This is a genomic window from Collinsella sp. AF04-24 (genome assembly GCF_003465685.1).
Classification (GTDB): Bacteria; Actinomycetota; Coriobacteriia; order Coriobacteriales; family Coriobacteriaceae; genus Collinsella; species Collinsella aerofaciens_AP.
Window position 1 is genome coordinate 1,621 of sequence record NZ_QSBK01000017.1, and the last position, 24,949, is coordinate 26,569.

At 57.7% G+C, this 24,949-nt stretch carries 19 protein-coding genes; 8 read left to right on the forward strand and 11 right to left on the reverse strand.

Features of this window, described 5'->3' with window-relative positions; all coding sequences use genetic code 11:
• Positions 1-193: 193 nt before the first annotated feature.
• The 4 genes from queA to DWV32_RS07580 form a co-directional block, all read right to left on the reverse strand.
• On the reverse strand, positions 194-1,405 hold the full coding sequence (queA, locus tag DWV32_RS07565; RefSeq protein WP_117757763.1) for a tRNA preQ1(34) S-adenosylmethionine ribosyltransferase-isomerase QueA: 1,212 nt from the start codon (positions 1,403-1,405) through the stop codon (positions 194-196).
• A 134-nt stretch (positions 1,406-1,539) separates the two neighbouring features.
• Positions 1,540-2,550 (reverse strand): ornithine carbamoyltransferase, encoded by a 1,011-nt coding sequence (argF, locus tag DWV32_RS07570; RefSeq protein ID WP_117757764.1) that lies wholly within the window; start codon positions 2,548-2,550, stop codon positions 1,540-1,542.
• A 32-nt stretch (positions 2,551-2,582) separates the two neighbouring features.
• Positions 2,583-3,827: an arginine deiminase gene (locus DWV32_RS07575; protein ID WP_117757765.1), complete on the reverse strand. Its 1,245-nt coding sequence runs from the start codon at positions 3,825-3,827 to the stop codon at positions 2,583-2,585.
• A gap of 28 nt (positions 3,828-3,855) precedes the next feature.
• Positions 3,856-5,298, reverse strand: coding sequence for a YfcC family protein (locus tag DWV32_RS07580; protein ID WP_035137320.1), 1,443 nt, complete (start codon positions 5,296-5,298; stop codon positions 3,856-3,858).
• Positions 5,299-5,551: 253 nt separating this feature from the next.
• On the opposite strand from DWV32_RS07580, the gene DWV32_RS07585 reads away from it, so the two are divergent.
• Both DWV32_RS07585 and DWV32_RS07590 read left to right on the forward strand, forming a co-directional pair.
• Entirely contained in the window at positions 5,552-6,802 is a 1,251-nt protein-coding gene (locus DWV32_RS07585; protein ID WP_117757766.1) for an arginine deiminase family protein, read from the forward strand.
• A gap of 2 nt (positions 6,803-6,804) precedes the next feature.
• Positions 6,805-7,461 (forward strand): XRE family transcriptional regulator, encoded by a 657-nt coding sequence (locus DWV32_RS07590; protein ID WP_158566112.1) that lies wholly within the window; start codon positions 6,805-6,807, stop codon positions 7,459-7,461.
• A gap of 60 nt (positions 7,462-7,521) precedes the next feature.
• Here the strand turns inward: DWV32_RS07590 and DWV32_RS07595 are convergent, their stop codons facing one another.
• Positions 7,522-8,097 (reverse strand): epoxyqueuosine reductase QueH, encoded by a 576-nt coding sequence (locus DWV32_RS07595; RefSeq protein WP_117757768.1) that lies wholly within the window; start codon positions 8,095-8,097, stop codon positions 7,522-7,524.
• A 10-nt stretch (positions 8,098-8,107) separates the two neighbouring features.
• Positions 8,108-8,674, reverse strand: coding sequence for a DUF3267 domain-containing protein (locus DWV32_RS07600; RefSeq protein ID WP_117757769.1), 567 nt, complete (start codon positions 8,672-8,674; stop codon positions 8,108-8,110).
• 132 nt (positions 8,675-8,806) lie between these two features.
• Between DWV32_RS07600 and DWV32_RS07605 the strand changes: the two genes are divergently transcribed.
• Positions 8,807-10,957: a methionine--tRNA ligase gene (locus tag DWV32_RS07605; RefSeq protein ID WP_117757770.1), complete on the forward strand. Its 2,151-nt coding sequence runs from the start codon at positions 8,807-8,809 to the stop codon at positions 10,955-10,957.
• 36 nt (positions 10,958-10,993) lie between these two features.
• Complete coding sequence (locus DWV32_RS07610) at positions 10,994-12,097, forward strand: RsmB/NOP family class I SAM-dependent RNA methyltransferase (RefSeq protein ID WP_117757771.1); 1,104 nt, start codon at positions 10,994-10,996, stop codon at positions 12,095-12,097.
• Between the two features lie 24 nt (positions 12,098-12,121).
• Here DWV32_RS07610 and DWV32_RS10235 read toward each other — a convergent pair whose 3' ends face one another.
• Entirely contained in the window at positions 12,122-12,292 is a 171-nt protein-coding gene (locus DWV32_RS10235; protein ID WP_158563752.1) for a hypothetical protein, read from the reverse strand.
• Positions 12,293-12,483: 191 nt separating this feature from the next.
• On the opposite strand from DWV32_RS10235, the gene DWV32_RS07615 reads away from it, so the two are divergent.
• A complete protein-coding gene (locus DWV32_RS07615) occupies positions 12,484-13,575 on the forward strand; it encodes a hypothetical protein (protein ID WP_117757772.1) in 1,092 nt (363 codons plus the stop codon).
• 106 nt (positions 13,576-13,681) lie between these two features.
• Here DWV32_RS07615 and DWV32_RS07620 read toward each other — a convergent pair whose 3' ends face one another.
• Positions 13,682-14,572, reverse strand: coding sequence for a DegV family protein (locus DWV32_RS07620; RefSeq protein WP_117757773.1), 891 nt, complete (start codon positions 14,570-14,572; stop codon positions 13,682-13,684).
• Between the two features lie 320 nt (positions 14,573-14,892).
• On the opposite strand from DWV32_RS07620, the gene DWV32_RS07625 reads away from it, so the two are divergent.
• The 3 genes from DWV32_RS07625 (at position 14,893) to DWV32_RS07635 (ending at position 17,911) form a co-directional block, all read left to right on the forward strand.
• Entirely contained in the window at positions 14,893-16,809 is a 1,917-nt protein-coding gene (locus tag DWV32_RS07625) for a fructose-1,6-bisphosphatase (RefSeq protein WP_117757774.1), read from the forward strand.
• Positions 16,810-16,887: 78 nt separating this feature from the next.
• On the forward strand, positions 16,888-17,283 hold the full coding sequence (locus DWV32_RS07630; RefSeq protein WP_117757775.1) for a GtrA family protein: 396 nt from the start codon (positions 16,888-16,890) through the stop codon (positions 17,281-17,283).
• A gap of 220 nt (positions 17,284-17,503) precedes the next feature.
• Positions 17,504-17,911, forward strand: a complete 408-nt coding sequence (locus tag DWV32_RS07635; protein WP_089572124.1) for a GtrA family protein — start codon at positions 17,504-17,506, stop codon at positions 17,909-17,911.
• Positions 17,912-18,071: 160 nt separating this feature from the next.
• Here the strand turns inward: DWV32_RS07635 and DWV32_RS07640 are convergent, their stop codons facing one another.
• The 3 genes from DWV32_RS07640 to DWV32_RS07650 form a co-directional block, all read right to left on the reverse strand.
• The gene (locus tag DWV32_RS07640) at positions 18,072-18,950 is read right to left on the reverse strand and encodes a DUF4430 domain-containing protein (protein WP_233540434.1); all 879 of its coding nucleotides are present in this window, start codon (positions 18,948-18,950) and stop codon (positions 18,072-18,074) included.
• Positions 18,951-18,959: 9 nt separating this feature from the next.
• The gene (locus DWV32_RS07645; RefSeq protein ID WP_117757776.1) at positions 18,960-22,748 is read right to left on the reverse strand and encodes a DUF4430 domain-containing protein; all 3,789 of its coding nucleotides are present in this window, start codon (positions 22,746-22,748) and stop codon (positions 18,960-18,962) included.
• A 431-nt stretch (positions 22,749-23,179) separates the two neighbouring features.
• Positions 23,180-24,943 carry an AarF/ABC1/UbiB kinase family protein gene (locus tag DWV32_RS07650; protein WP_117655841.1) on the reverse strand — a complete coding sequence of 588 codons (1,764 nt, stop codon included), beginning with the start codon at positions 24,941-24,943 and terminating at the stop codon, positions 23,180-23,182.
• Positions 24,944-24,949: the final 6 nt, after the last annotated feature.

Here is a 24,949-nt window from a genome sequence, read left to right on the forward strand (position 1 = left end):
CATTGACCTTCTGGTCATGCCGCCGAAGTTGAAAGGCAGATTGCCGCTCTGGCTGGTTTGCAGCGTCAACTGGTTACGCGGTTTGGTAAAACCGCGTAACTACAAAGGTCGCGCCCTTGAAGTTGAACGTCAGATTGTCCAAATGCGGCCCGCACAGCGTCGACCGGTTACGGCGTTTGTAAAACGCCGTAACCTACAAAATGAGCATCGCGTCGCCAAAGCTGAAGAAGCGGTAGCGCTCCTCGATGGCGGCGGCGTAGGCATCCATGATCTGGTCGCGGGTGGCAAGCGCGCTCACAAGCATCATGAGCGTGGAGCGCGGCACGTGGAAGTTTGTGATCAGCGCGTCGACCACGTGATAGGTCGAGCCAGGCATGAGGTAGAGCTGCGTCGTCGCGTTCTCGCGCACCACGATGTCGCCGCGGCCGAGCGTGTCGGCGCCGTCCTCGCGGCCTTCAAAATAGCGCGCTGTCACGGCCGGGTCGGACACCGGCGCCTCAGCGTCAAACGCGCTCTCGAGCGAGCGTACTGCGGTGGTACCAACGGCGATCACGCGGTGCCCCTCGGCCTTAGCCTTATGCACGGCGTCGACCACCTCCTGCGACACGTGGTAGCGCTCGGTGTGCATGACGTGCTGCGTGGGGTCGTCCTCCTCCACCAGACGGAAGGTATCGATACCGACCTCGAGCTCGACGGCGGCAAACTTCGCACCCTTGGCCTCGATAGCCGCCATGAGCTCGGGCGTAAAGTGCAGACCCGCCGTGGGAGCGGCAGCCGAGTGCTCCTCCTTCATGGCATAGACGGTCTGGTACTTCTCGGGATCGCCTTCGTAATCGGTAATGTAGGGCGGCAGCGGCACGTGACCGGCGGCGTGAATGGCCTCGTCGAGCGTGCGCGGCTCGCCGGCGGCATTGCAACCGGCCGGCTCAAAGCGCACCAGACGGCCGCCGCGGCTATCGGTGACAAAGTCGACGACCTCGGCCGTCAGCACCACGGGCGCGCCCTCGGGCGCATGGGCGCCACCGGCGCGATACTCAATCTGAGCACCGGGCTTCAGGCGCTTACCCGGCTTGACCAGGCACTCCCAAACGTGGCCCAGCGGGTCAACGTCCTCGCGGCGCTTGAGTAGCAGCGTCTCGACCACGCCGCCCGAGCCTGCCTTGCGACCGATCAGGCGGGCCGGCATCACGCGCGTCTTGTTGATGACGAGCACATCGCCCGGCTCGATATAGTCGATGATGTCGCGGAAGATGCGGTGCTCGACGGTGCCGCCATGCTCCAGCGGCGTTCCTGCCTGGGAGCCTTTGCGATCCACCACCAGCAGGCGGCAGGAGTCACGCGGCTCGGCAGGCGCCTGGGCGATGAGCTCTTCGGGCAGGTTATAGTCAAAATCATCGGTACGCATCTTTGCCTCTTTCACAAAGCGCGTCAGTCGAAAAAATCGACTGACGCGCGCATCATTCTCCCCTGTATCCTATCAGCTTGTTGAGAGAAATATAGTATGGCAAACAGATTTGCGACTGATTTCTCAACGCCCCGCTACTTAAGCGTTGCGTACATCACCGCCTTAATCGTATGCATGCGATTCTCCGCTTCTTGGAAAACACGAGACTTATCGGACTCAAAAACCTCGTCCGTGACTTCCATTTCGGCAACTCCAAACTTCTCAGCAATTTCGGCACCAACAGTAGTATTAGTATCGTGGAAGCTCGGAAGGCAGTGGAGGAAAATCGCCTCGGGCTTTGCCATAGACATCACCTCAGCGGTCACACGATACGGCGACATGAGCTTAATGCGGCTTTCCCACAGCTCTGCGGGCTGACCCATGCCAACCCAAACATCCGTGTAAATTACATCGGCATCACGAGCGCCTTCCTCAATATCTTCTGTAATGGTAATCGTCGATCCATGCTCGGCCGCAATACGACTACATTCTGCAAGGAGTTCAGGATCATAGGATGTAGCCCCCTCCGAATTTCCCCCGATTGGGCCGCAAGAACAGTAGTTAATGCCGAGCTTAGCGCAAATGACCATGAGCGAATCGGCGACGTTTCCGGCCGCCTTACCAAAAAATGTAAGTTTCCTGCCCTTAATCTCTCCAAACTCTTCACGCATGGTCAGAATATCGGCAAGCACTTGAGTCGGGTGAAATTCAGTAGTCAGCCCATTCCAAACGGGAACCCCAGCTTTTGCAGCAAGCTCCTCAACCTTCGCCTGTTCAAAGCCGCGGTATTCAATTCCGTCATACATGCGGCCAAGGACGCGAGCCGTGTCCTCAATCGACTCCTTTTTGCCCATCTGGGACGAGCCCGGATCCAAATAAGTTACGCCCATACCAAGGTCAAGTGCACCAACTTCGAAGGCGCAGCGAGTACGCGTGGAAGTCTTCTCAAATAGCAAAACAATATTCTTGCCTTCAAGGTATTTATGCGGAACACCGGCACGCTTCATGCTTTTGAAGTTAGCAGAAAGCTCAAGCAGATACTCAATCTCTTCCGTCGTGTAATCAAGCAGCTTCAGAAAACTGCGCCCAGCGATATTAACACCCATATTCGCCATCTCCTATCACAGTGGATTTGCAACTAAATATCTTCGCGCCAGAAGGGCATGCTCATGCAGCGCGGGCCGCCACGACCGCGGGACAGTTCCTCGGAGGGAACGACCAAAAGTTCCAAACCGTTCTTGTAGAGCTCATCATTTGTGACAACATTGCGCTCGTAAACACAGACTTTACCAGGAGCAACGGCAAGAGTGTTCGACCCGTCGTTCCACTGCTCGCGAGATGCCTCAACCATATCGCCGGCACCGCACTCAATAAGCTGCACCTTCTCCACGCCAGTAGCCATTTCAAGAATATGTTCAAGCGTGTCATCAATCTCTTGAACAGCGACCATTCCCTCAAAGTCACCACGAGTCAGACGATAAACACGAAGGGTCTCAAAAATACCGGGATAAACTGTGAACTTATCGAAATCCACCATGGTGCAAACGGTGTCAAGATGCATGTAAGCATAGCCGTTGGGGATTTTAATAGCGTAAACGGTATCGATCTCAGAACTCCCAGATCCCCAGAACAAATTCTTTGCAAGCTCCTCAATCGCAGCCGCCTCAGTTCGCTGGCTAATTCCAATAGCCAAGGTATGAGCGTTAATGTTAAGCACATCACCGCCCTCGATATGCCAGGGATTCTTATGGTCGTACCAAATCGGAGTCCCTGCATAATCGGGATGGTATTTGAAAATCGCTTCATAGAAGGGCACTTCACGATCTCGCTGTTTCCAATACATATGGTGAAGCAGAACGCCTTTGCCCACGGAAGCAAGAGGATCGCGAGAGAAATATGAACTCGGAAGAGGCTTCAACACCAAATCATCGGGCTTCGCATCCTCATTATCCATCATACTAAGCGTAGTCGAAACGCGAGGCAGCTCAAGGTCACGATAACGATACCCCCCCATAGCCTCAAGTACAAACTGATACGAATCTGAAATAGCGTCGAGCTTTTCACGAACAGCCTGCTCAAGCATAGGATTGACAATCCCGCTCTCAGCCATAAATGTATCGGTAAACTCAGCGCGAGCCGAGGGGCATGCATCCAGCGCTTCAGCAACGAGTTTCTCCATATAGAGAACCTCAACACCTTCGCTCCTCAGCAGATCCGCAAAGGCATCATGCTCCTTTTGAGCCACATCAAGATAGAAACAGTCGTGAATCCAGACATCCTCGAACTCTTCTGCCTTTACGTTCACAAGGTCACGACCGGGGCGGTGAAGCACAACTTTCTTGAGCTTACCAATCTCGCTGTGTACATTCAGTCCTTTAGACATTCCTGTTACTCCATTTCAGCTATGAAACCTACAGGGCAATAAGTCCCGAGATTGCTACGAATACGATATTGATGAGCGACACGACCAAGAAGAATTTCCAAACGGTCTTCCACCACTGGCCAAGCTTGATCTTGCACACGCCCAAACCCGCTACAAGAATGGCGCTAGTAGGACAGATCAAAGACATCGTCGCGCTACCCATGGAGAGAGCCCACACGGCAGCCTCGGGATTAAGGCCCATGAGTTCGGTCAAAGGTCCAAAAATGGGAGCGGTCAGTGCTGCAAGGCCAGATGAGCTGGGAACCAGAATCGCCAGGAGGTTCTCAACCGCATAAAGAAGCGTAGTAAAGAGAACCGCCGGGATGCCGCCCAGACCAGTGGCGAGCGCATTGAGGATGGTATCGATGATCATGCCGTCAGAGGCAATGACAAGGATGCCACGCGCAAGTCCAACGACAATTGCCGAGAAAGCAAAGTCAGCGATACCCGCAACAAATTCCTGAGCGATGACGTCCTGACTAAAGCCCGCAATAACACCAGCCAACAGGCCCATGGCCAAAAAGACCGCAGAAATCTCGTTCATATACCAGCCCTGGGTCACAAGTCCCCAGATGATAAGGCACATTCCAGCGATAAATACCGCAAGCACGCCTTTTTGACGACCCGTAAATTCCGCATCAAGGGCAGATTCATCGGCAGCGAACTCGACTTTCTTGGCGATATCATCCTCAAATGTGATCGATGACTCAGGGTTCTTCTTTACCCTTCGTGCATAGAGGACAACCCAAGTAATTGCAACGGCGGTCAAAACAACCCAGGCAATCATACGCAGCCACAGCTGGGGGTTGCCCTGAATACCAAGAATACCTTGCGCAATGAGAACATTAAACGGATTAATCGTTGAGGCGATGTAACCCGTGCGCGCTCCAACGAACACGACCATGAACGCCGTCATCGAGTCGAAGCCCATAGCCATCATAATTGGCATGAAGATCGCAAAAAATGGGAGAGTTTCTTCCGCCATGCCAAAGCTCGTTCCGCCCAATGCAAAGAGAACCATCGCAATAGGAATAATTAGAATGTCTTTGTTCTTAAAGCGGCGAACGACACGACCCATTCCGCTCGTGATAGCGCCCGTTTTAGTAATAACCTGAAACGAACCGCCCACAATCAAGATGAATGCAACGACCTCAATTGCCTCTTGTATACCGCGCGTTGGAGCCTGAAGAACATCGAAGACGCCTTGTCTGAGATCTACTTCATCCCCGGTTTCCTCGTCAATATATGTCTTTTCACTCTGCTCATACGTACCTGCGACAGTGACTTCACGACCGTTCACCTCCTGACGCTGATAGGACCCAGAGGGAACAATCCACGTGAGAACAGCGAAGATGACCATAAGTGCAAAGATGATCGCATATACGTGCGGGACCTTGAACTGCTTGATGCCTTTCGAACTTTCCGCTGCCATATCTCCTCCTTCATTCCTTTTCCCATCTATCCAGCTGGCACCATAAATGTATGAGGTTGCTCAGCGGTGGTCGGCCAACCATCGCCATCGTGTCGCTTTTCACCTATGAACGGCAGCTAAAGTGACGTTATTAATCAATCTGATTATTAAAATTGATGTTATTTGTCAATTACATACGTCTTTTAACTTTTCCGCAACACAACAAGGAACCTGCCTTAGCCTTATATAAAAACCAGCAGGACAGGAGACAGACATGCAAGGCATACACGTAACAAATGAAATCGGTCATTTAAAAGCTGTACTTGTCCATCGACCAGGAGCTGAAACACAAAACTACCCTGATGCCGACTTCAGCCAAGTTTTCTCCCTGCGAAAATGGAGCGGTCGTTTTGACCTCGACAAAGCAATGTATGAGCACGATTCCATGGTTCAATTGCTTGAGAAGCATGGCGTAGAAACCATTGAAATTAGGGACCTTCTCGAAGACTCACTTGAAACTGAGCCCCAATCACTTAAATATTTTATTGATGACTACCTCCGTTGCAGCGGGGCAACAGGTAGAGAGTTCCTCGAGACAATAACCCAGTTGTTTGAGAACGCTAATAACACCCAGGAATTGGTGAATATAGTACTTAACGGCATTCGCTTTGGAGACACTGAGCTATGTTCAAACCAGTCGGAAACACTACGGGCGCTCGTGCACGAGCAATTTGATCCCGCCTCGCTCTTGGTCAATCCCCTCAACACGCTTTTTTTCACTCGTGATCCTGCTGTGGTAGTCGGAGACGGCATCATCCTAAATCATATGTATTGGCCTGAGCGTGATCGTGAGGTCGCCTTATACCGGCAGATATTCACCCACCACAAGATCATGGGAGAAACTCCAGTATGTGATTTGAACAGGAGTAGTTACCATATCGAAGGCGGAGACATTATTGTTATCAGTGCTAAGACAATATTAGTTGGAATCTCTGACCGAACTGAACCCGCCGCCGTCGAGTCACTTGCCAAAGAGCTCCTGACCTCAAATAAATTCCAGACCACCGAGCTAATTGCGATTCGAGTCCCCTCTGACGGGCTGCGTATCCACCTCGATACGTTCATAAGTAGAATTGATCACGACGCGTTCCTCATCGATCGTGAGATATGCAATGCCGTTGATGCATACAGCATTCAACTAAAACGATCCGGAAGGGGCCTTACGATCACTCCTATCGATCGCACGATTCCGGAAATACTCTCTGCAGCCTGTTGCGAACCAATAAAAGTAATTGACTGCGGAGGCGGGAATCAAACCGCCTACGAAAGAGAACGCCGGAACAACGCAACGTCTATCCTTGCGCTCTCGCCAGGAAAACTATGCGTATATGAAGAAAACGTTTGGACCAACGAAGCGCTTGAGAAAGCAGGAATGGAATTATTCCCGCTATCCATTGACGAGCTCACCAAAGGCTATGGTGGCACAAACTGTCTATGCCTCCCTCTGTGGCGAGAGGATCTATAGCCATGGGCTTCGGGGCAAATATTCGTAAACTCCGCACCATGGAGCATCTTGGTCAGGCGCAACTTGCAGAGATGTTGGGGGTATCTAAAGAGACCGTTTGTCGTTGGGAAAAAAGTCGGTATGCCCCCCGTGAGCGCTATATTGAAAAGTTACAAGCGCTCTTCGGTTGCACCCGCGATGAACTTGTTGGCGAGGAAAACGGTTTGGCCGTAAAGCTCGCAAATAAAAGAATCGTCACCGACGAAGACCCTGCTATCCACGAAATGGAGGGCGCATTTCCCGTCATCGATATCGAATCGCAAAAGCGCCGCATCACGCACGGCCAACAAAATGCTTGCGCGCCTGTAGACGTAGCCAAACGTCACCCACATAGCGTTTTCGTTAAAATCAAAGGCGACGAAATGTCCCGCATTTACCCTCCCGGCAGCTTACTGCTTGTCGATACCACCGCAAAGCCCTGGAACGGCTGTGCTGTATTGGCGCTCGCAGACGGTAAAACACCGGTAATTAGGCGATTTGCAGAAGGAAACGACATGATTGTGCTGTCGTCCCATTCATATGCAACAGCAAGTCCGGATCTGATGTTTAACAAACGGAGGATTAGAATCATAGGAGTCGTCGTTTGGTATCAAGCGAGCCACGATCACACGCTTAATTAAATCGACTTTCCCAAAAACGACCGTACCGCGCAGACAGCTCAAAGTCCCAGCCTAAAAGAACTACTTTTTGGCGGCTTTGCGCTCGTCGCGGATGCGGGCGCGGTCCATGGCCGCCTCGACAGCAGAAAAGCGGCAGCCGCAGTAGTTCTGTCGATACATGCCCAGTTCGCGCGAACGGCGCGTAGCCTCGGGATAATACGGGCGAAAATCGCGAATCACCGGGGTGAGCCCATGGGCGGCCGCCAAACGCTCAAGCACATCATTGCAGGTATCGAACAGCTGATACGGCGATACGGCGAGCGTCGTACCCACATATTCAAACCCGCGCTCCTGGGCAACGCGGCATGCCTCGGCCAAGCGCAAGGCATAGCACGCGCGACAGCGACGGGGACGATCGGCACCCAACGGAGCCACGCCGGTTTCCCAGCGTTCGCGGTCCTCCCCGGCCTCGATGAGCTCGATGTCGCCATCGGCACACCACCGGCGCAGCTCGTCCAAACGACGCTGCCATTCATCGCGCGGCTGAATATTGGGGTTGGTCCAGCAGATCGTGGGTTCAAACCCCTCCTCGCGCAGCAGGCGAACCGGCTCAAGCGAACACGGCGCACAGCAAGCGTGCAACAACAACGGCCTCATCAACATCTCCTCACCCGAAAAAGCGCACGCCAAAGGACGTGTCCTCGCAGGCGGCAATGCGGCGGTCGCGCAGGATCGTCCGCACGTAATACCAGTCGCCCGTGCATCCCGAAAGGTGCAAACCAGCCGCCAGGTAGCACAGCAGCGGATACCCCGAAAACGCAAATCCCAGGGCAAACGCCGCCGTCACAACAACCGTCGGCGCCAGGCAAACCGCCATGTACCGCCGGCGCGAATACACAATCCCCTCGGCGCAGGCATAGATCATGCACGTCTCACGGTTCGCTCCAAAAGTCACGTGCGCACTCGCGAGCGCCAGCAGCTTAAAAAACACACCGTGCACCAGCTCGTGCACGGCAAACGACGCCATTGAGACCGCAGCCCAGCCGACTATCCAGCCCACGACTGCCGTCCAGCCGCCCGCATCAGCAGCATCCAAGTCTGCAGGCCCGCCCAGCAGCATAAACACCGGCACCAGGCACACGGCAAACACGCCGACTACGACCATCCCCCACACGAAGCAAGCGTGCAGAAAATCCTCGTCTTCAAACGCATGTATGTTGGAAATCTCATTCATAGCATCTTAGGATAGCGCCCCTGCCACGTACCCGTCCGCATGTGCGATAATGTCGAACGATATGCACGAATTGACCACCGCGCCGCCGAGCCCCGCGCCCGGCCGCGCTCTCACCATATGCGAAGGAGTCCCATGGCATCCAAATACTCCATGAACGACCGTCCCAGCTGGCCTCGCCGCGCCATCGTTACCGCCGGCGAGCCCTACGGCAACAAGGGCCTTCACTTTGGCCACGTTGGTGGCGTCTTTGTCCCGGCCGACTTCTTCGCCCGCTTCCTGCGCGACCGTCTGGGCCGCGAGAACGTCATCTTCACCTCGGGCACCGACTGCTACGGCTCGCCCATCATGGAGAGCTACCGCAAGCTCAAGGAGAACGAAGGCTACGACAAGTCCATCGGCGAATATGTCGAGTCCAATCACTCCCGCCAGGCCGCGACCCTCAACAACTACAACATCAGCTGCGATATCTACGGCGGCTCGGGCCTTGAGCCGGCGGCCCAGATCCACAACGAGGTGACTGCCGAGATTATCGAGCGCCTGCACGAGCAGGGCACCATCTCCAAGCGCTCCACGCTGCAGTTCTACGACGCCAAGGCCGGCACATTCCTCAACGGCCGCCAGGTCATCGGCCGCTGCCCCATCCAGGGCTGCAAGTCCGAGAAGGCTTATGCCGACGAGTGCGACCTGGGTCACCAGTTTGAGCCCGAGGAGCTCATCGCGCCCAAGAGCCAGCTCACCGGCGAGGTGCCCGAGCTGCGCCCGGTCGACAACCTCTACTTCGACCTGCCGGCCTACCTCGACTTTATGAAGACCTATACCGCCAAGCTCGCCCAGAACCCGCAGGTTCGCTCCGTGGTCTCCAAGACCATGGAGGAGTGGCTGCTACCGGCACAGCTCTACATCCAGAACAAGTTCCGCGAGGCCTTCGATGCCGTCGAGGACCAGCTCCCCGAGCACACCGTGCTGGAGCCCGAGGGCAACAAGAGCAGCTTTACCGTCACCTTCCCCAGCTGGAAGGAGCGCGACGACGCCCACGCGGTGCTCGCCAACGGCGGCGTGCGCTTCCGCAGCGGCAAGGCGCTCGTGCCCTTCCGCATCACCGGCAACATCGACTGGGGCGTTCCGGTGCCTGAGGTTGACGGCGTAACCGACGTCACCTGCTGGTGCTGGCCCGAGAGCCTGTGGGCGCCCATCAGCTACACTCGCACCGTGCTCGCACGCGATGCCAAGGCCGCCGGCGTGACCGAGGGCGTCGCCGCCCAGGATGCCGCCCTCATGGGCGAGCCCGCCGCCGATTCCACGCAGGTCCCCGCGCCCACCTACCAGCACAGCTCGCTCGACTGGCGCGACTGGTGGTGCTCTGACGACGCGCAGATCTACCAGTTCATCGGTCAGGACAACATCTATTTCTACTGCATCGCGCAAACCGCCATGTGGGAGGCCCTGGGTTGGGACCTTACGCAGAGCACCGTCAGCGCCTGCTATCACCTGCTCTACATGGGCAAAAAGGCGAGCTCGTCCTCGCAGACCCCTCCCCCGCCGGCAGACGACCTGCTCAACCACTACACCTGCGAGCAGATGCGCGCGCACTGGCTGTCGCTCGGCCTATCCGAGAAGCCGGTGAGCTTTAGTCCCAAGGCATACGACACGCGTGTGACCGGCAAGGACAAGGACGGCAACGAGGTGCGTGCCTGCGACGACAAGCGCGTTATCGATCCGGCCCTTAAGGAGAGCGCCCTTTTGACCGGCGTCTTCAACCGCCTGGCCCGCAGCTGCTTCTACGGCGTCGCCATCAAGGAGGGCGACGAGAGCCCCTATCGCAACGGCTGCATCCCCGCCGGCGCCGCCTCCGCCACTGTGGTCGAAGCCGCCGAGCAGGCTGCCCTTGCCTTTGAGCAGGCCATGTACAAGTTCGAGACGCACCGCGCGCTCGCCGTGTGCGACGACTACCTGCGTGCCGCCAACAAGCGCTGGAGCGACGCTTCCAAGGCCGCCAACAAGCTCGAGGGTAACGAGGCAAACGCCGCAATGACGCAGGCGCTCGTCGACGCCTTTACCGAGCTGCGCGTGGCGACCGTGCTCATGCACGGCATCGTCCCTGCCGGCTGCGAGCTCATCTGCGAGTACTTCGACATCGACCCGGTCGCCTTCTTTAGCTGGGATAACATCTTCGCCTCCACGGATGAGTTTGTGGAGAGCTTGGGCGAGAAGCCCGGCGAGCACCGCGTAAAGCCGCTGCCCCCGCGCTTCGACTTCTTTAGCAAGCACGAGAGCCAGTACTAAACACTCGACATGTAATGGAATGGGAAGGAAAGACGGATGTCCAAGCCGCGTCGTCGTAAGCAGAAAAAGCAGGTTAAGCCCGAGCTCAAGCTCAGGCAGTTTGCCGCCACCGAGCTTTCCGACCAGCTTGCCGCCCAACACTCCGCCGCCGACCTGCCGCGCTTTATGGTCGACACGGTCGCCGGCGCCTATGCACCCGCCGATGCTCAGCTCATGATCGAAGGCTTTGGCGCCGCTGCCACGCGCCCGGTCACGCTGCGCGCCAACACCCTCAAGGCGACCGCCGAGGACATCGCCGCCGCGCTCGACGCAGCCGGCATCGCCCACCGCCCCGTCGCATGGTACCCGGACGCTTTCATCCTGCCCGAGGCCCAGGTATCCGACCTGTGGGACCTCGACATCTACCGTGACGGCAAGATCTACCTGCAGAGCCTGTCGTCCATGATGCCACCTTTGGTGTTGGGCGCTCAGGCCGGCGAGGACATCCTGGACATGTGCGCGGCCCCCGGTGGCAAGACGACGCAGATCGCCGCCCTCACCCAGGGCCAGGCACACCTCACGGCCTGCGAGATGAGCATTCCCCGCGCCGAAAAGCTTGAGTCCAACCTCCACCGCCAGGGCGCCAAAAACGTGCCCGTCATGCGTATCGACGCACGCGAGCTCGACGAGTTCTTCCGCTTTGACCGTATCCTGCTCGACGCTCCCTGCACCGGCACGGGAACCGTCATCAGCGGCAACGAAAAGAGCCTGCGCGGCCTCACCGAGCAGTTGCTCGGCAAGTGCGCCCGCTCGCAGCGCGCGCTTCTGGACCGCGCCATGGGTGCCCTCAAACCGGGCGGCACGCTCGTCTATTCGACCTGTTCGATCTTGCCGCAGGAAAACGAGGATGCCCTGCAAGAGGCCCTCGACAAGCACATGGACTGCGAGCTTATCCCCCTCGACGGCACGCCGAGCAAAAGCGAAGCACGCCGCGCCCAGGATGCCGGCGAGGAGCCGCGCATCGAGTCCAACGCTCTCACCGAGGCAATCGCCGCGGGTCAGGTATCGGCCATCACCAATGGCATGCCCGGCACGCTCACCATCCCGCCCAGCCGCGACTTTGAGGGCTTCTACATCGCCCTGGTCCGAAAACGCGGCTAGCGCACGGATTCAAAACTCAACAAGCTATTCCCGTGCGCGCTTGTCCTGCTGGTCACGGTGCTGCTTAAGCGCCTCGCGTTCCTTGCGCTCGGCTCTTTTGCCCTTAATGGCCGTAACCACAAAATAGATGACCGCGGCGGCAACGATTGCGCCCACGCATAGGCCAATCGAGCCCAACATTGCTGTTAATTCCATACCGCGTCACCTCTCTTTTAAACGGGACATTTAAGATAGCACCTCAAAACCCGCCACCACAGCTCCTTCACGTTCGACGAGCGTTCGGTCTAACGGATGGCGCAGCGGGGAAAAATCAACTCGTCAAACGATTTAGCAAGTACAACGCTGCCGGCACCCTGCCGGCCGTCATCACATAGAATCGAGCCTCCATGGATACCCTCAACGATCTAAACGAGCGCGTCGACGCCTTTGTCGGCACCAGCTCCTTCGACACGCCGGCTACGGCAAACGACCAAGCCCCCATCGATGTTCCTGCCGAGGTTCACGAGGACATCGTCGCCTCGGTCGATTTTTCCGAGGTCGAGCTTGCAGACGAGTTCACCGAGCCCCAGGTAGCCGTGACCCCCAACGGACTGCTCCCCATGGAGCCGCTGCCCATCGACGGACGTCTGCGCAAGGCGGCCCTCCGCATGCCCGACGAGATCGAGGAGGCCAGCGGCTTTACGCTCTTTGGCCGCCGCATCAAGTCGCTTATCTACACCACCGACGTGGCGGTCATCCGCAACTCCAATGCCGACGCCGTGTTTGCCGTCTACCCCTTCACGCCGCAGCCCGCCATTACGCAGGCGCTGCTGACCGTCGCCGAGTGCCCGGTCTTCGTAGGCGTGGGCGGTGGCACCACCACCGGTAAGCGCTCCGTGCAGATGGCAGCCGTCTCCGAGATGCAGGGCGCGGCGGGCTGCGTGGTCAACTCCCCCGCCACTGCCGAAATGGTCGAGCACATCACCAACATCGCCGACATCCCCGTCATCGCCACGGTCGTTCGCTGCGACGACGATGCTCACGCCAAGGTGCGCGCCGGAGCCAAGATTCTCAACATCGCGGCCGGCAAGAACACGCCCCAGGTCCTGCGCGAGCTGCGCGAGCACTATCCCAACCTGCCGCTCATCGCACCGGGCGGCAAGACGCCCGAGAGCATCCGTGAGACCATCGCCGCCGGCGCCAACGCCATCATTTGGACGCCGCCTTCGGCCCAGCAGCTGCAGACCGACATGATGCAGCGCTACCGCAAGATGAAGGAAGACGCCACGCCTGTCATCTCGCGCGACGATGTGCCCATTATCGACCAGGTCGCCGCCGCCGAGGTCAGCCAGGTCGAGAATATGAATCCCGACGTGCCGATTCCCGACGAGGTCATCGAGCGCGTCGCTTCGATCCACGATCATATCGAGGAACGTCGCGCCAACCGCGGACTCAAGCCCTCGCTGCACGGCTTCTTCTTCCGCGGAAAGAAACGCTAGCAAAACATCTTGGCCCGCCCCGCAAACAACGGGACGGGCCTTTTCTGTTTTCGAATGTCAGGAGTGACAAGCGCAGCTGTTAAAACTGACAGCCAGCGCACGAACGCTAATCCACGCGCTTGTCGCCCATAAAGAAGAGCGCCACCGTACCAGGTCCGGTGTGCGATCCGATCAGAGCACCGATATTGTTGATCTCAATCTTGCCTTTGAGCTGCGGAACCTGTTCCTCAATCAGCGCCGCAACTGCCTCGGCATCCTCGCGGCACGCCGAGTGCGACATGATGCACTTACCCGAATAATCCGCACCGTCCTGCACGTGTGCCAACATGGTCTTAGCCATCTCGGAAATCGCGCGCTTCTTGGTGCGAATCTTCTCACGCGGCGCCAGCTCACCTTCGCAATCGACCGTCATGAGCGGGCAAATCTTGAGCGCCGTGCCGATGATCGCGCTCGCGGCCGAAATGCGACCGCCGCGCAGGTAACTCGACAGATCGGTCGAGAAGAACCAGTGGTGCAGGTTGAGTTTATGCTCCTCAATCCAAGCGGCCGTCTCGTCAAGCGAAGCGCCGCTATCGCGAACGTCGGCGGCATATTCCAGCAACAGGCCAAAGCCCGAAGACGCCGCCAGCGAATCGATGACGCGCACCTTGCCGCCTTGGGGATAGCGATCCGCGAGCATCTGCGCCGCAACGCAGGCCGATCCATACGTGCCCGAAATACCCGACGACAACGTCAGGTGCAGCACGTCTTTACCCTCGGCAACAATCGGCTCCCAAAACTCCTCATACTCACCCACGCTCACCTGAGACGTCTTGGGCATGGCACCCGCGGCAATCTGGGCAAAAAACTCGTCCGGCGTAATCGACTGATACAGATCGTCCGTATAGACGACATCGTCGATCTCATAATGAAAACCCACGACAGGGATATTGCGCGACGCAAAGAACTCACGGGTTCGGTCGGCGGCAGATTCACAGGTCAGGACAAAATCACTCATATGAGGCTCCTTACTCATTGCTGCGCAAATTATCGCACAGCAAGCGTGAATACGGTACAAATGTCCACTATTTACCAATGCGAACCGTTTGTATTGAATATCTTTATCATGAACATCCTCATCCCCGCCATGGGCCAACGTGGGCAAAATCACCCGCTTCGTCTCCACTCAACCGCCATATCTACCTCAACTAAATCGATTTACCAAACCGTTCAGCCAACAATTCAGCCGCCGGCGCAAAATCGAAACAAAGCCGGCGCATACTGATAAACGCTTGACGCTGTTTTATCAGTTTTACCAACCATATCGGAAGGTGTTTCATGGTCGCATTCGATCGCAATCCGCAAGACTTCAAGTATCTGCGCCTGCTGTCGAGACAGTTCCCCACCGAGCAATCCGCGTTTACCGAGATCATCAATCTCTCGGCCATCCTCAACCTGCCCAAGGGCACCGAGCACTTTATGAGCGACCTGCATGGCGAATACGAAGCCTTCATGCACATCCTCAACAACTGCTCGGGCGTCGTACGCGAACATGTCGACGAGATCTTTGGCGACATGTTCACCTTTGACGAAAAGGGCGAGCTGTGCACGCTCATCTACTACCCGCGCGAGAAGATCGAGCTGGTCCGCAGCCAGCACGAGGACTCGCCCACCTGGTACAAGACCATGCTCAACCAACTCATTGTGGTTGCCCGCTCGCTTTCGAGCCGCTATACCCGCTCCAAGGTGCGTAAGGCCATCCCGCGCGATTACGCCTACATCATCGACGAGCTGCTGCACACGCATCCGGACGAGAACAACTATCGCGTGCGCTATCACGAGCGCATCGTGGAGTCCATTCTGGAGACCGCCAGCGCCGACGACTTTATCGAGTCGCTTGCCTCGCTCATCAAGCGCCTGGCCGTCGACCACCTGCACCTGGTGGGCGACATCTTCGACCGCGGCGGCGGCGCGGCCAAGATTATGGACCGCCTGCTCACCTACCATTCGCTCGACATCCAGTGGGGCAATCACGACCTGCTGTGGATGGGCGCCGCTGCCGGCGAGCCCGCCTGCATCGCCACGGTGCTGCGCAACAACCTGCGCTACGACAACTACGAGATTCTCGAAAACGACTATGGCATCTCGCTGCGCGAGCTTGTCGCCTTCGCCGACGCCACCTATATCGCCGGCGAGCCCATCAGCCCGCTGATCAAAGCCATCAACGTCCTGCTCTTTAAGCTCGAGGGCCAGATTATCCAGCGTCATCCGGAGTTCGACATGGCCGACCGCCTGCTGCTCGACAAGGTCGATCACGACGCCGGCACGGTCACCCTCGCCGACGGCAGCGTATGGCCGCTCACGACCAACGACTTCCCCACCGTCGATCCGGCGGACCCCTACACGCTCACACCCGAGGAGCAGCACATCATCGACAAGCTCGTGTCCGAGTTTGTCACCGCCGATCACCTACATCGCCACATCGATTTCCTCTATACCCACGGCTCCATGTATAAGGTCGCCAACGGCAATCTGCTCTTCCACGGCTGCGTGCCGCTCAACGAAGACGGCACCTTTAGCAGCATGAACTGCCTGGGTACCTGGCACGCCGGTCGCGATTATTTTGATTTTTGCGACCATATCGCCCGCCGCGCCTGGCGCGTCGGCGACCGCGATGCCCTCGACTGGATGTGGTACCTGTGGATCGGCTTTAACTCACCCGCCAGCGGACGCGTGGTGCGCACCTTCGAGCGCGCCTACATTGCCGACAAGAGCACGTGGGTCGAGCCGATGGACCCGTACTTTACGCTTACCAAGTCGCCCTCGGTCTGCGACGACATCATGCGCGAGTTTGGCGTCACCCCCATGGCGTGCTCGCCGACGGGGCACATCATCAACGGCCACACCCCGGTCAAGACCACCAAGGGCGAGCAGCCCATCCGCGCCAACGGTAAGCTGCTGGTCATCGACGGCGGTTTCTGTCGCGCCTACCACCCCAAAACGGGCATCGCCGGCTACACGCTCATCTCGAGCTCGCGAGGATGCCGCCTCAAGTCGCACCAGGCCTTTACCACCGTTGCCGAGGCGCTCACCCGCAACATCGATATCGAAAGCGAGACCAACCGCTTTGACGAGGCCGACCGCCGCCGCATGGTGAGCGACACCGATACCGGCGCCAAAATCCGCAGCCAGATCCAGGACCTACGCCAACTGCTCGATGCATATAGAAACGGTGCTATCGAGGAGCGCGCCTAGCTCCACCCGCGGGGATTGGCTAAACTTGCTGAGTTTGTCATCCCCGCGGCGCTGCGGCGCCACCCTAAGGCAGGTACCATGCAAAAGCTCCTTGCGCAGATCATGAAGTTTGGCGTCGTCGGCGTCATTGCCACCGTCATCGACTTTGGCATCATGAATCTGCTCCACTACGGTCTGGGCCTTAACATCCTGATCGCCAACACTAGCGGCTTTATCGTCTCGCTCATCTTTAACTACCTCGCAAGCATGAAGTACGTGTTTTCGCACAAGGAGGGCATGAGTCGCCGCCGCGAGTTCATCATCTTTGTCGTGCTGTCCGTTATTGGCTTGGCACTCAACGACGGCATCGTGCTGGCGCTCAACGCCGGCCTGGGGCTCGAGGCCAATATCGCCAAGATTTGCGCCACCGCGCTGGTCATGGTCTACAACTTTGTGACCCGAAAGATCTTCCTGGAGGGCGACGAGACCAAGTAGCTCGGCCTCCTCGTTGCACTACGGGGCCCACGGACGACGTGCGTCGGGCGCTGCGTCGTTCGCGGGCCTTGCTCGTTTACGGAAGGATTTACAACGTTTGCGGATTGTCTCTTGCAAATTTGACGAGTTCGTATAGTTCTTGCCAAAGACCTTACGTTTCCCATGCAAAAGCTCTAAAGTAACTCTTTGCTCGATTCATCAACGCATTGGATGTGATTGCGTGCGCAAGGCACTGGCACAACCTCATACCAAGCAGTTCCTCAAGTTCGCTGTCGTGGGTCTTATCTCCTTTGGCATCGACTGGGGCATGCTCATTGCGCTCGTCGAGCTGTTCCACCTCGACTTTTTGATGAGTACCACGCTCTCGTTTATCACGTCCGTCGTGGTCAACTACTGGCTCAGCATGAAGTACGTGTTCGACCACCGCGAGGGCATGAGCCGTAAGCGCGAGTTCACGATCTTCACCATCCTGTCGGTGATTGGTCTGGGTCTCAACGACCTGTACATGTTTGTGGGCGTCACGTTTTTGAGCATCGGCTACCAGGCCATGAAGGCCATCGCCACGTTCCTTGTCACCTGGTACAACTACTTCAGCCGTCGCTTCTTTCTCGAGGGCGCACGGTCGTAGTCGATTCGCTATTTGCTTGAATGTATAACCGGTTGGAATTCCCATTCCAACCGGTTTTTTTGTTTGCCGAAAGACCCGGCGACCCAGTCCCATTCACTTGAAAAACGGGCGGCCCGGATGTCTGTCCGAACCGCCCGTCTGGCGCACTATGTCGAAGCCTCTAGCCTGTAACGTAATACCAGACCACGTTGTCGCCGTTGGAGAGAACGTAGTTGCTGCAGGCCGTCATGGGCGTTGTGCCGTTGACGGAGTACATCCAGCCGCTCGTGCCGGCGTACTGTTTCTCGGCCAAACCACCAATCGCGGAGACATACGTGCCGTACGACGAGCCATGTGCGTTGACGGAAAGGCCCAGCGCACACAGGGCATCGTAAACGGTGGCGCCTTCGTTAAAGGTAAAGGTGCCGCCAGAAGACACAGGATTGCCCACGGCGCTCGATGTGACCGAAACCGTCACCGTAACGTAGTTGGACTCCTGCGAGCCGCCCTGGCCGCCCGAGGGAGCGCTTCCGCCATTAGAGCTGGAGGCTCCATCAGACGACTGACCGCCGCCCGAAGAAGCACCACCAGACACATTGGAAGTATCGCCGGCTCCCGTATTCTGGGCAGCGGATTTATCTCCAGACTTCTTGCTATCCGAGCTTTTATTCGATTCCTTGTCCGAAGACTCGGAATCGTCCTTGGCGTCGTTCGAACCCTTGGACTCGTCTTTTGCATCATTCGATGACTTGGAGCTCTCGGAACTGGCCTCGCCCGAAGTCGTAGTCGAGCCAGACGCCTTGGTGTCCTTGGTGACGACGCTCTCCCCCGTCACGGTCTGAATGATCCAGTCGATGGACCAGGCGCCGCTCTCGGAAGGATGGACGAAGCCCAGCGAGACGACGATCAGAATGGCGCACGCGGCAGTCAGAACGCCAAGGAGCGCTTTACGCCGTGGGGCGGACGCCGCCGAAGCGGCGCCCTTTTGCTTTGCATCATCAAGCTGGATAAACGAGGAATCTGGTTGCTTGGGGTCAGCGTCCTTGGATTTATTGGACACAGCCCTCACCTACCGACGTTTGGTGAACACGAACACGCCGACGATGGCGAGACCGATGACGCCGGCGGCAACGCCAACAATGGCGAGCGGGTTGGTGCCAGTCTCCTGCTCGGAAGCACTAGAGGACTTCTTAGCAGTGGTCGTGGAAGCAGCACCCGTATCAGACTTGGAATCGGACTTCTTGTCGGACCTGTTGTCCTTCTTGTCAGACTTCTTGTCAGACTTCTTCTCGTCCTTCTTATCGGACTTATCGGTGTCCTTCTTGTCGGACTTGTTGTCCTTGGTCTCGGTCTTGGTCGACACCGTCGTCTTGGTCGTCGGCTTATGACCCGGGGCGATAGCGCCGCCGGCCTGCTGGCCCTTCGTGTCGAAGCCGAAACCCGTGCCCGTGCCAGCACCGGAACCGTTGCCAGCGCCACCGTTGCCACCATTAGTGCCAGAACCGCCATTGCCGCCAGGGTTAACGGCATTCTTGGTCCACTTGGCATACAGTGTCAGATCGGCCGTCACCGGCGTACTGAAGTCATACGCCTGCGTGCAAGCCTCATCGGTGAACCAACCGCCGAAAGTGTAGCCATCGCGCGTCGGATCGGCCGGCTTGACCAGCTTGCCGTCGGCCGTAGCAACGAACTTAGTGTCGCAAGCAGACCCGCCGTTGGAATTAAAGGCAACCGTCCAAGACTCGACAGCCCCCAGCTTGAACAGAGTACCCGAATCATTGATGTAGTACAGGTTGCCAGATGCATCGGCAATGACCGGAGAGTCGCAGTGCTGGTAATGGCCAGCCGCATCATAAATCTGCGTCGCCTCTGCATCGCCGAGCGTATAGCGATACACGCCACCACCAGCAGAGTAGTTGGCGTAATCCTTGCTATCCGCGCTGTTAACGGTGAAGTACACATAGGTCTTGCCGCCCTGAACACTCACCAGCGGAGTAGCAGCAATACCGTTAAATCCGGCCGGCAGTTCTTTACCGTCAGCAGCGGTGACCATCGTGGTCTTACCGGTCTTCAGATTATAGAGAGCCAGAGCAGAGCCAGTAGCCGTCTGTCCGCCGACAATCAAGTTTTCGCCAGCCACCGCCGGTGCGCTCATGTTATTAGTAAGACCCAGGTCGACCGTCTTCTGCTCGCTTAGTACGCCCTTCGCCGAAAGCGAAATCACATGGAGCTTTCCATCGTGCGTCATCTGATAGAAGGTCGAACCATTGGACGGATCGGCGACACAGTCGGCGTTCGCGAGAGCGCCGAGCTTCATAGTCGAAACGACATCGCCCGTCGTCTTATCAATGCACTTAAGCGTGCCCGCGCTCGTAGGAACAATGGCGTACTTATCCGTCAGCGCAGCACCAGTCCAGTAATAGCCCTCGGCAGGGTCGATGTTCTGCCAAGAAACTTCGCCCGTGGCAATCTTAATGCGCGCAAAGGAGCCGTTGCCGTAGGTCGCGTTGTAATTCTCGTCATACGAAATATCGACCGAGCCTACATAGACGTACTCGCCGTCCGAAACGACGGTGCAGGAGCTCTGCGTCAAGTCCGTCAAACCAGGCGTCAGCCACTTGCAGATCAGCTTGTCTGCAGTAATCGCCTGGACCGCACCGCCGTTGAGCGGAACGATGATAAGACCATTGGTATAGATCGGACGAGAGGTATAGCTCACCTTGGAGGCAAGCGGCGCAGAGGCAACCTTTTTGCCCGTGGACGAATCGATCTTAATGAGCTCGTTCTCGGTCGCGATGTACACAAAGCCGTTAGCGATGACAGGCTCGCTGCAGTTGGCATACTGCTGGCCAGACTCGGCCTTCCAATCGAAGGCCCACTTAAGACCAGCGGCCTGCGCAGGCGTCTTGGCATCCGTTACGGTCGAACCGTTGCCACTGTTGCCGTAGCCGGCCCACTCGGCATCCCAATCAGGAGTCGTCGCACTCGGGTCCACGACAATCTTGTCGGGATCGGGCATGGGCGAATCGTCGGTGGTATAGGCAAGCGTAACCTTATCGCCGCTCTTGAGCGTAATCTGGTTGGCGCAGAGTAAGGAGGGCTCTCCATTGATATACAGATGCCAAGATTTATTGGTCGCAGCATCCCAGGCATACGGCTTGTGATCGAACGGCGAGTTGATGGAATTGAGGAACCAGTACTCACCACTCTGGGAGCCGTTGTACGTAACGCCCTTGGCCTTCAGAGCCGCCTCAATAAGGTCCTGAGCCGTAGAGCCTTCGGGCAGAGAAACGTTGCTTGCCGAGCCCCAGCGAGTATTGTTGCCGTTGGCATCGGGACCGATAACATCGACAGACCCAAGAACCTGGCCAGGAAGGGCATCGGCGTCAGCACCATACATAAAGGTGACGGCATCGCCCTCTTGGAGCTCGTAGTTGCCGGCCCCGACCTGGGCGAACTTGCCATTTACATAGAACTGCCAATAACTTTTGGTCGCAGGATCATACTCATAGATCTTACCGTCAAGCGGCGAGGTAATGCCGCTGAGGTACCAACCCCAAGGCTCTTCTCTAGCATCGAGAGTAAGACCGGTCTGCTCAAGGAGATCCTTGGCAGTAGAGCCCGCCTTGAGACTCGTCTGACCCGTCGAAGCCCAAACCTGCTGCTTGCCGTCCTTGTCCTTGCCAAGCACCTGAACGGAAGCATGGACAGAATCGGACGGCAACTGGTCGCCCCAGCCACCGTAGAACCACGTGACGGTATCGCCGGCATGGATGGTGACATTGTCCGCCGTATAGTCACTCGACTTGCCGTTGATAAACAGCTGCCAATAGGTCGAATAATCGAGCGGCTTACCCAGCTCAACGCCGTTGTACTTAAGGCTCAGAATGAAGGAGCCCGCAACAACGGCATCGATGTCATTCGCCTCGAGCGCGACCTTCGTAAGGTCAAGTGCGTTCGAGCCGGACGTCACCACATACTGCGCGTTATCGACCCAAGTCTGAGTCTTGCCCTGGGCATCGCGACCAATGACGGTCACATTTGCGGCAACCTGGTCCTTAACGACAGGGGACGAGCTACCAGCCGTATAGGCAAACTCAATCTTCTGCCCCTGGGTGAGCTTGACGCCGCTCGCGCCAACCGAGGAAGACGCGCCGTCGACAAACAGCTGCCAGTAGGCATAAGTCGCCGGATCGAAGGCAAGCGTGCGGCCATCGCTCGGGGACGTGATGCTTTCGAGGTAGAAACCGTATGCCGTGTTCGGTTCGTACTTCGCCTTGAAGCCCGTCTTCTCCTGCAGCTTAATGAAGGCATCCGCAGCCGTCGCGCCCTCGTCGAGCTTGAGCTGCGTAGGCGCCACCCAGGTCTGAGCCTTGCCGTCGGCATCGGTGCCGATAATCGAGAACGAGACCTCGACTTGCTTCTTGGCGACATCGCCAGTTTCTGTCGGGTTCTCCGTCTGAACGGCAGCCGCGGCGGCAGATCCTGCTTGGCCAGCGGATGCCGTCGAAGACTGCTCGCTCGTAGCAGGGCTCTCCCCCGTCGCCGAGCCTTCGTCGCCAGTTGCTGCCTCTGTTATGGCTGCACTAGCTGCAGGCGCGCTCCCGGAATCCGAAACCTCGGCGCCGCTCTGCTCGGCAGCACCGTCCGCGGCACCCGTGCCCTCGCCCGGCGTCGCAGCCTGAGCCACGGCCTCGGCAATGCCCTCGGCGCCCTCGGCCCACAACTGAGCCGGCGTGGTGCCAAAGGCCATCGCGAAGGCCAGGAATGCCACCAGGCCGCGCTTGGCTACACCGCGTGCAATCGCGCCACGGCGATGCAACGAGGCGCGCTCGCGCTCGTCCTCAAACATATCCATTTGTCCCCCATTGTCTGTACTTGGAGCGTTGCCTTGAGGCTGCCCCACGTCATCGCGCATGTTGCGCTCGAGTTCCCCCATCGGGATCTCTCTTCCCTCCAGAGCCCTATGCACACCGGCAGCATACGCCGCAGCCGCATGCAAGATGGGAGGCGATCCGACTTAACCTTAACGGCTCAGGCGCGCCGTCCGATCTGCGACGCGAACATCCCGAGCCAAGAGGAATTACGGTTACTGGTACAGCCGGGGACTTGCACCCCGATTCTCCCAAACGCGCAGGAAAACCGCGCATTCGTGCGTCTCCGCACCACCATCTAGGCCATCGATTATTACCGTCAGTATGGTATCACGCAAAAGGGCCTCGCACGCAGGCGAAGCCCAAGGTAAAAGCTATTGTTTGCGATAGGAGAATGCGGTGACGGCCGCAGCCTCTAGTGCTTGCCGCCGTGGCTGTTGAGCCAGATATTGCGACCCAGCATAAGCGCCAGCACCAGCGCGCTCACGTAGCCAAAGAAGCCGATGACCGGAATGCCGAGGACAACCGGCTCGATGCGCGCGTAGTACACCACCGACGAACCGATAAACAGACCGGCGATCACGATAGCCATCGACATGCGGTCGATAATTCCGCCCAGCTGTCGCAGCGCCTTATCGCTGCTCATGATCTGCGTGTTCACCTTAAGCTGGCCGCGCGTGAGCATACGCGAAGCCAAGCCCAAATATTCGGCCGCCTCGAGCGAGCCTTTTGCCGCGCGATAGCTGCTCGCGGCAAGATCGCGCCCCATGTCGCGCACGCGCGCATAGGTGCTTTTCTCGTTTTTAATGTGGGTTTGGATGATCTGGATCATGTTGACGTTGGGCATGTACTCGGTCAGCAAACCCTCGAGCGTCACCATGCCGCGGGCGAACATCGTCACCACGCTCGGCAGCTCAACGTCATTTTTGCGCGCCAGATTGAGCAGCGAGGTCAAAAACTCGCCGATATCTAGGTCCTTAAGGTCAAGGCCCGCAAAGTCAGCCACGATAAAGTCAAGATCGGACAAAAAGGCCGAATGATCGAGCTCAGCCGAGTCGCCACGCGTCACGGCGAAGCGCATGAGCGAATCCTTGAGCTTGGGCACGTCACCCTCGGCCACGGCGAAAATCATGTCCTTTACGATACCGCGATCGTGGCTCGACATGCGTCCGACCATGCCCAAGTCGATAAAGTAGACAATGCCGTCCTTGAGGATGATGTTTCCCGCATGCGGGTCGGCATGGAAAAAGCCGTCGTCGAGCACCTGCGTCGAGTAGTCCTCGACGATTGCGGCACCGATCTTTTCCAAGTCATAGCCCTCGGCCACCAAGCGTTCAGGATCGGCGATCGAAATGCCGTCGACGTAGTCCATAACCACCACGTGCTCGGTGCACAGGTCCAGATAGGATTTAGGACACGTCACGCCATGAACGCTCTTATGGAACTCGTAGAAGTCGTTGAGGTTTTTGGCCTCGGCCAAAAAGTTGGTCTCCTCGCGAAACGAGGTCCACAACTCCTCGACTACGCCGTGCAGGTCAACAAATTGATCGGTGTTGACGAACTTGGAAACGATACGCACCACCGAGCGGATGATATCGATGTCCTGTGCCATAACCTGCTGCGCACCGGGGCGCTGCACCTTGACGGCCACGTCCTCGCCCGTCACCAGACGAGCGCGGTGCACCTGCGCGAGCGATGCGCTACCAAGCGGATTGGGGTCGATCGCATCGAACATCTCCCCCAGGCGCAGGCCGTATTCTTCTTCCAGACAACTGAGTACGACCTCGTACGGCACCGGCTCCACGTCGGAGCGCAGACGACGCAGCTCGTCGCAAAAGCGTTGCGGCAGAATCTCGGACCGGTTGGCCAGAATCTGCCCCATCTTGACGAACATGGGGCCGAGTTCCTCGAGCAGGCGGCGCAAACGAACCGGCGTGAGGTTATCCCACACACGGTACTTTTTGACCAGGCGAACAATCTGCCCGATGCGTTCGCGACGACCCGCCGGCGTGAGCTGGTATTCCTCGTCCGGCGCCATCGCGTCGGGCTCCTCTGGCACCATATCGACAGCGCGCGGCTTCTTGCGAGCGCCCGAGACGGCGGCGTCGACCTCATCGACAACCGCTGCCTCGTCACCCAAGGGATCTAGATTGTTGTAATCGGTGGTGGAATCTGCCATCTGCGC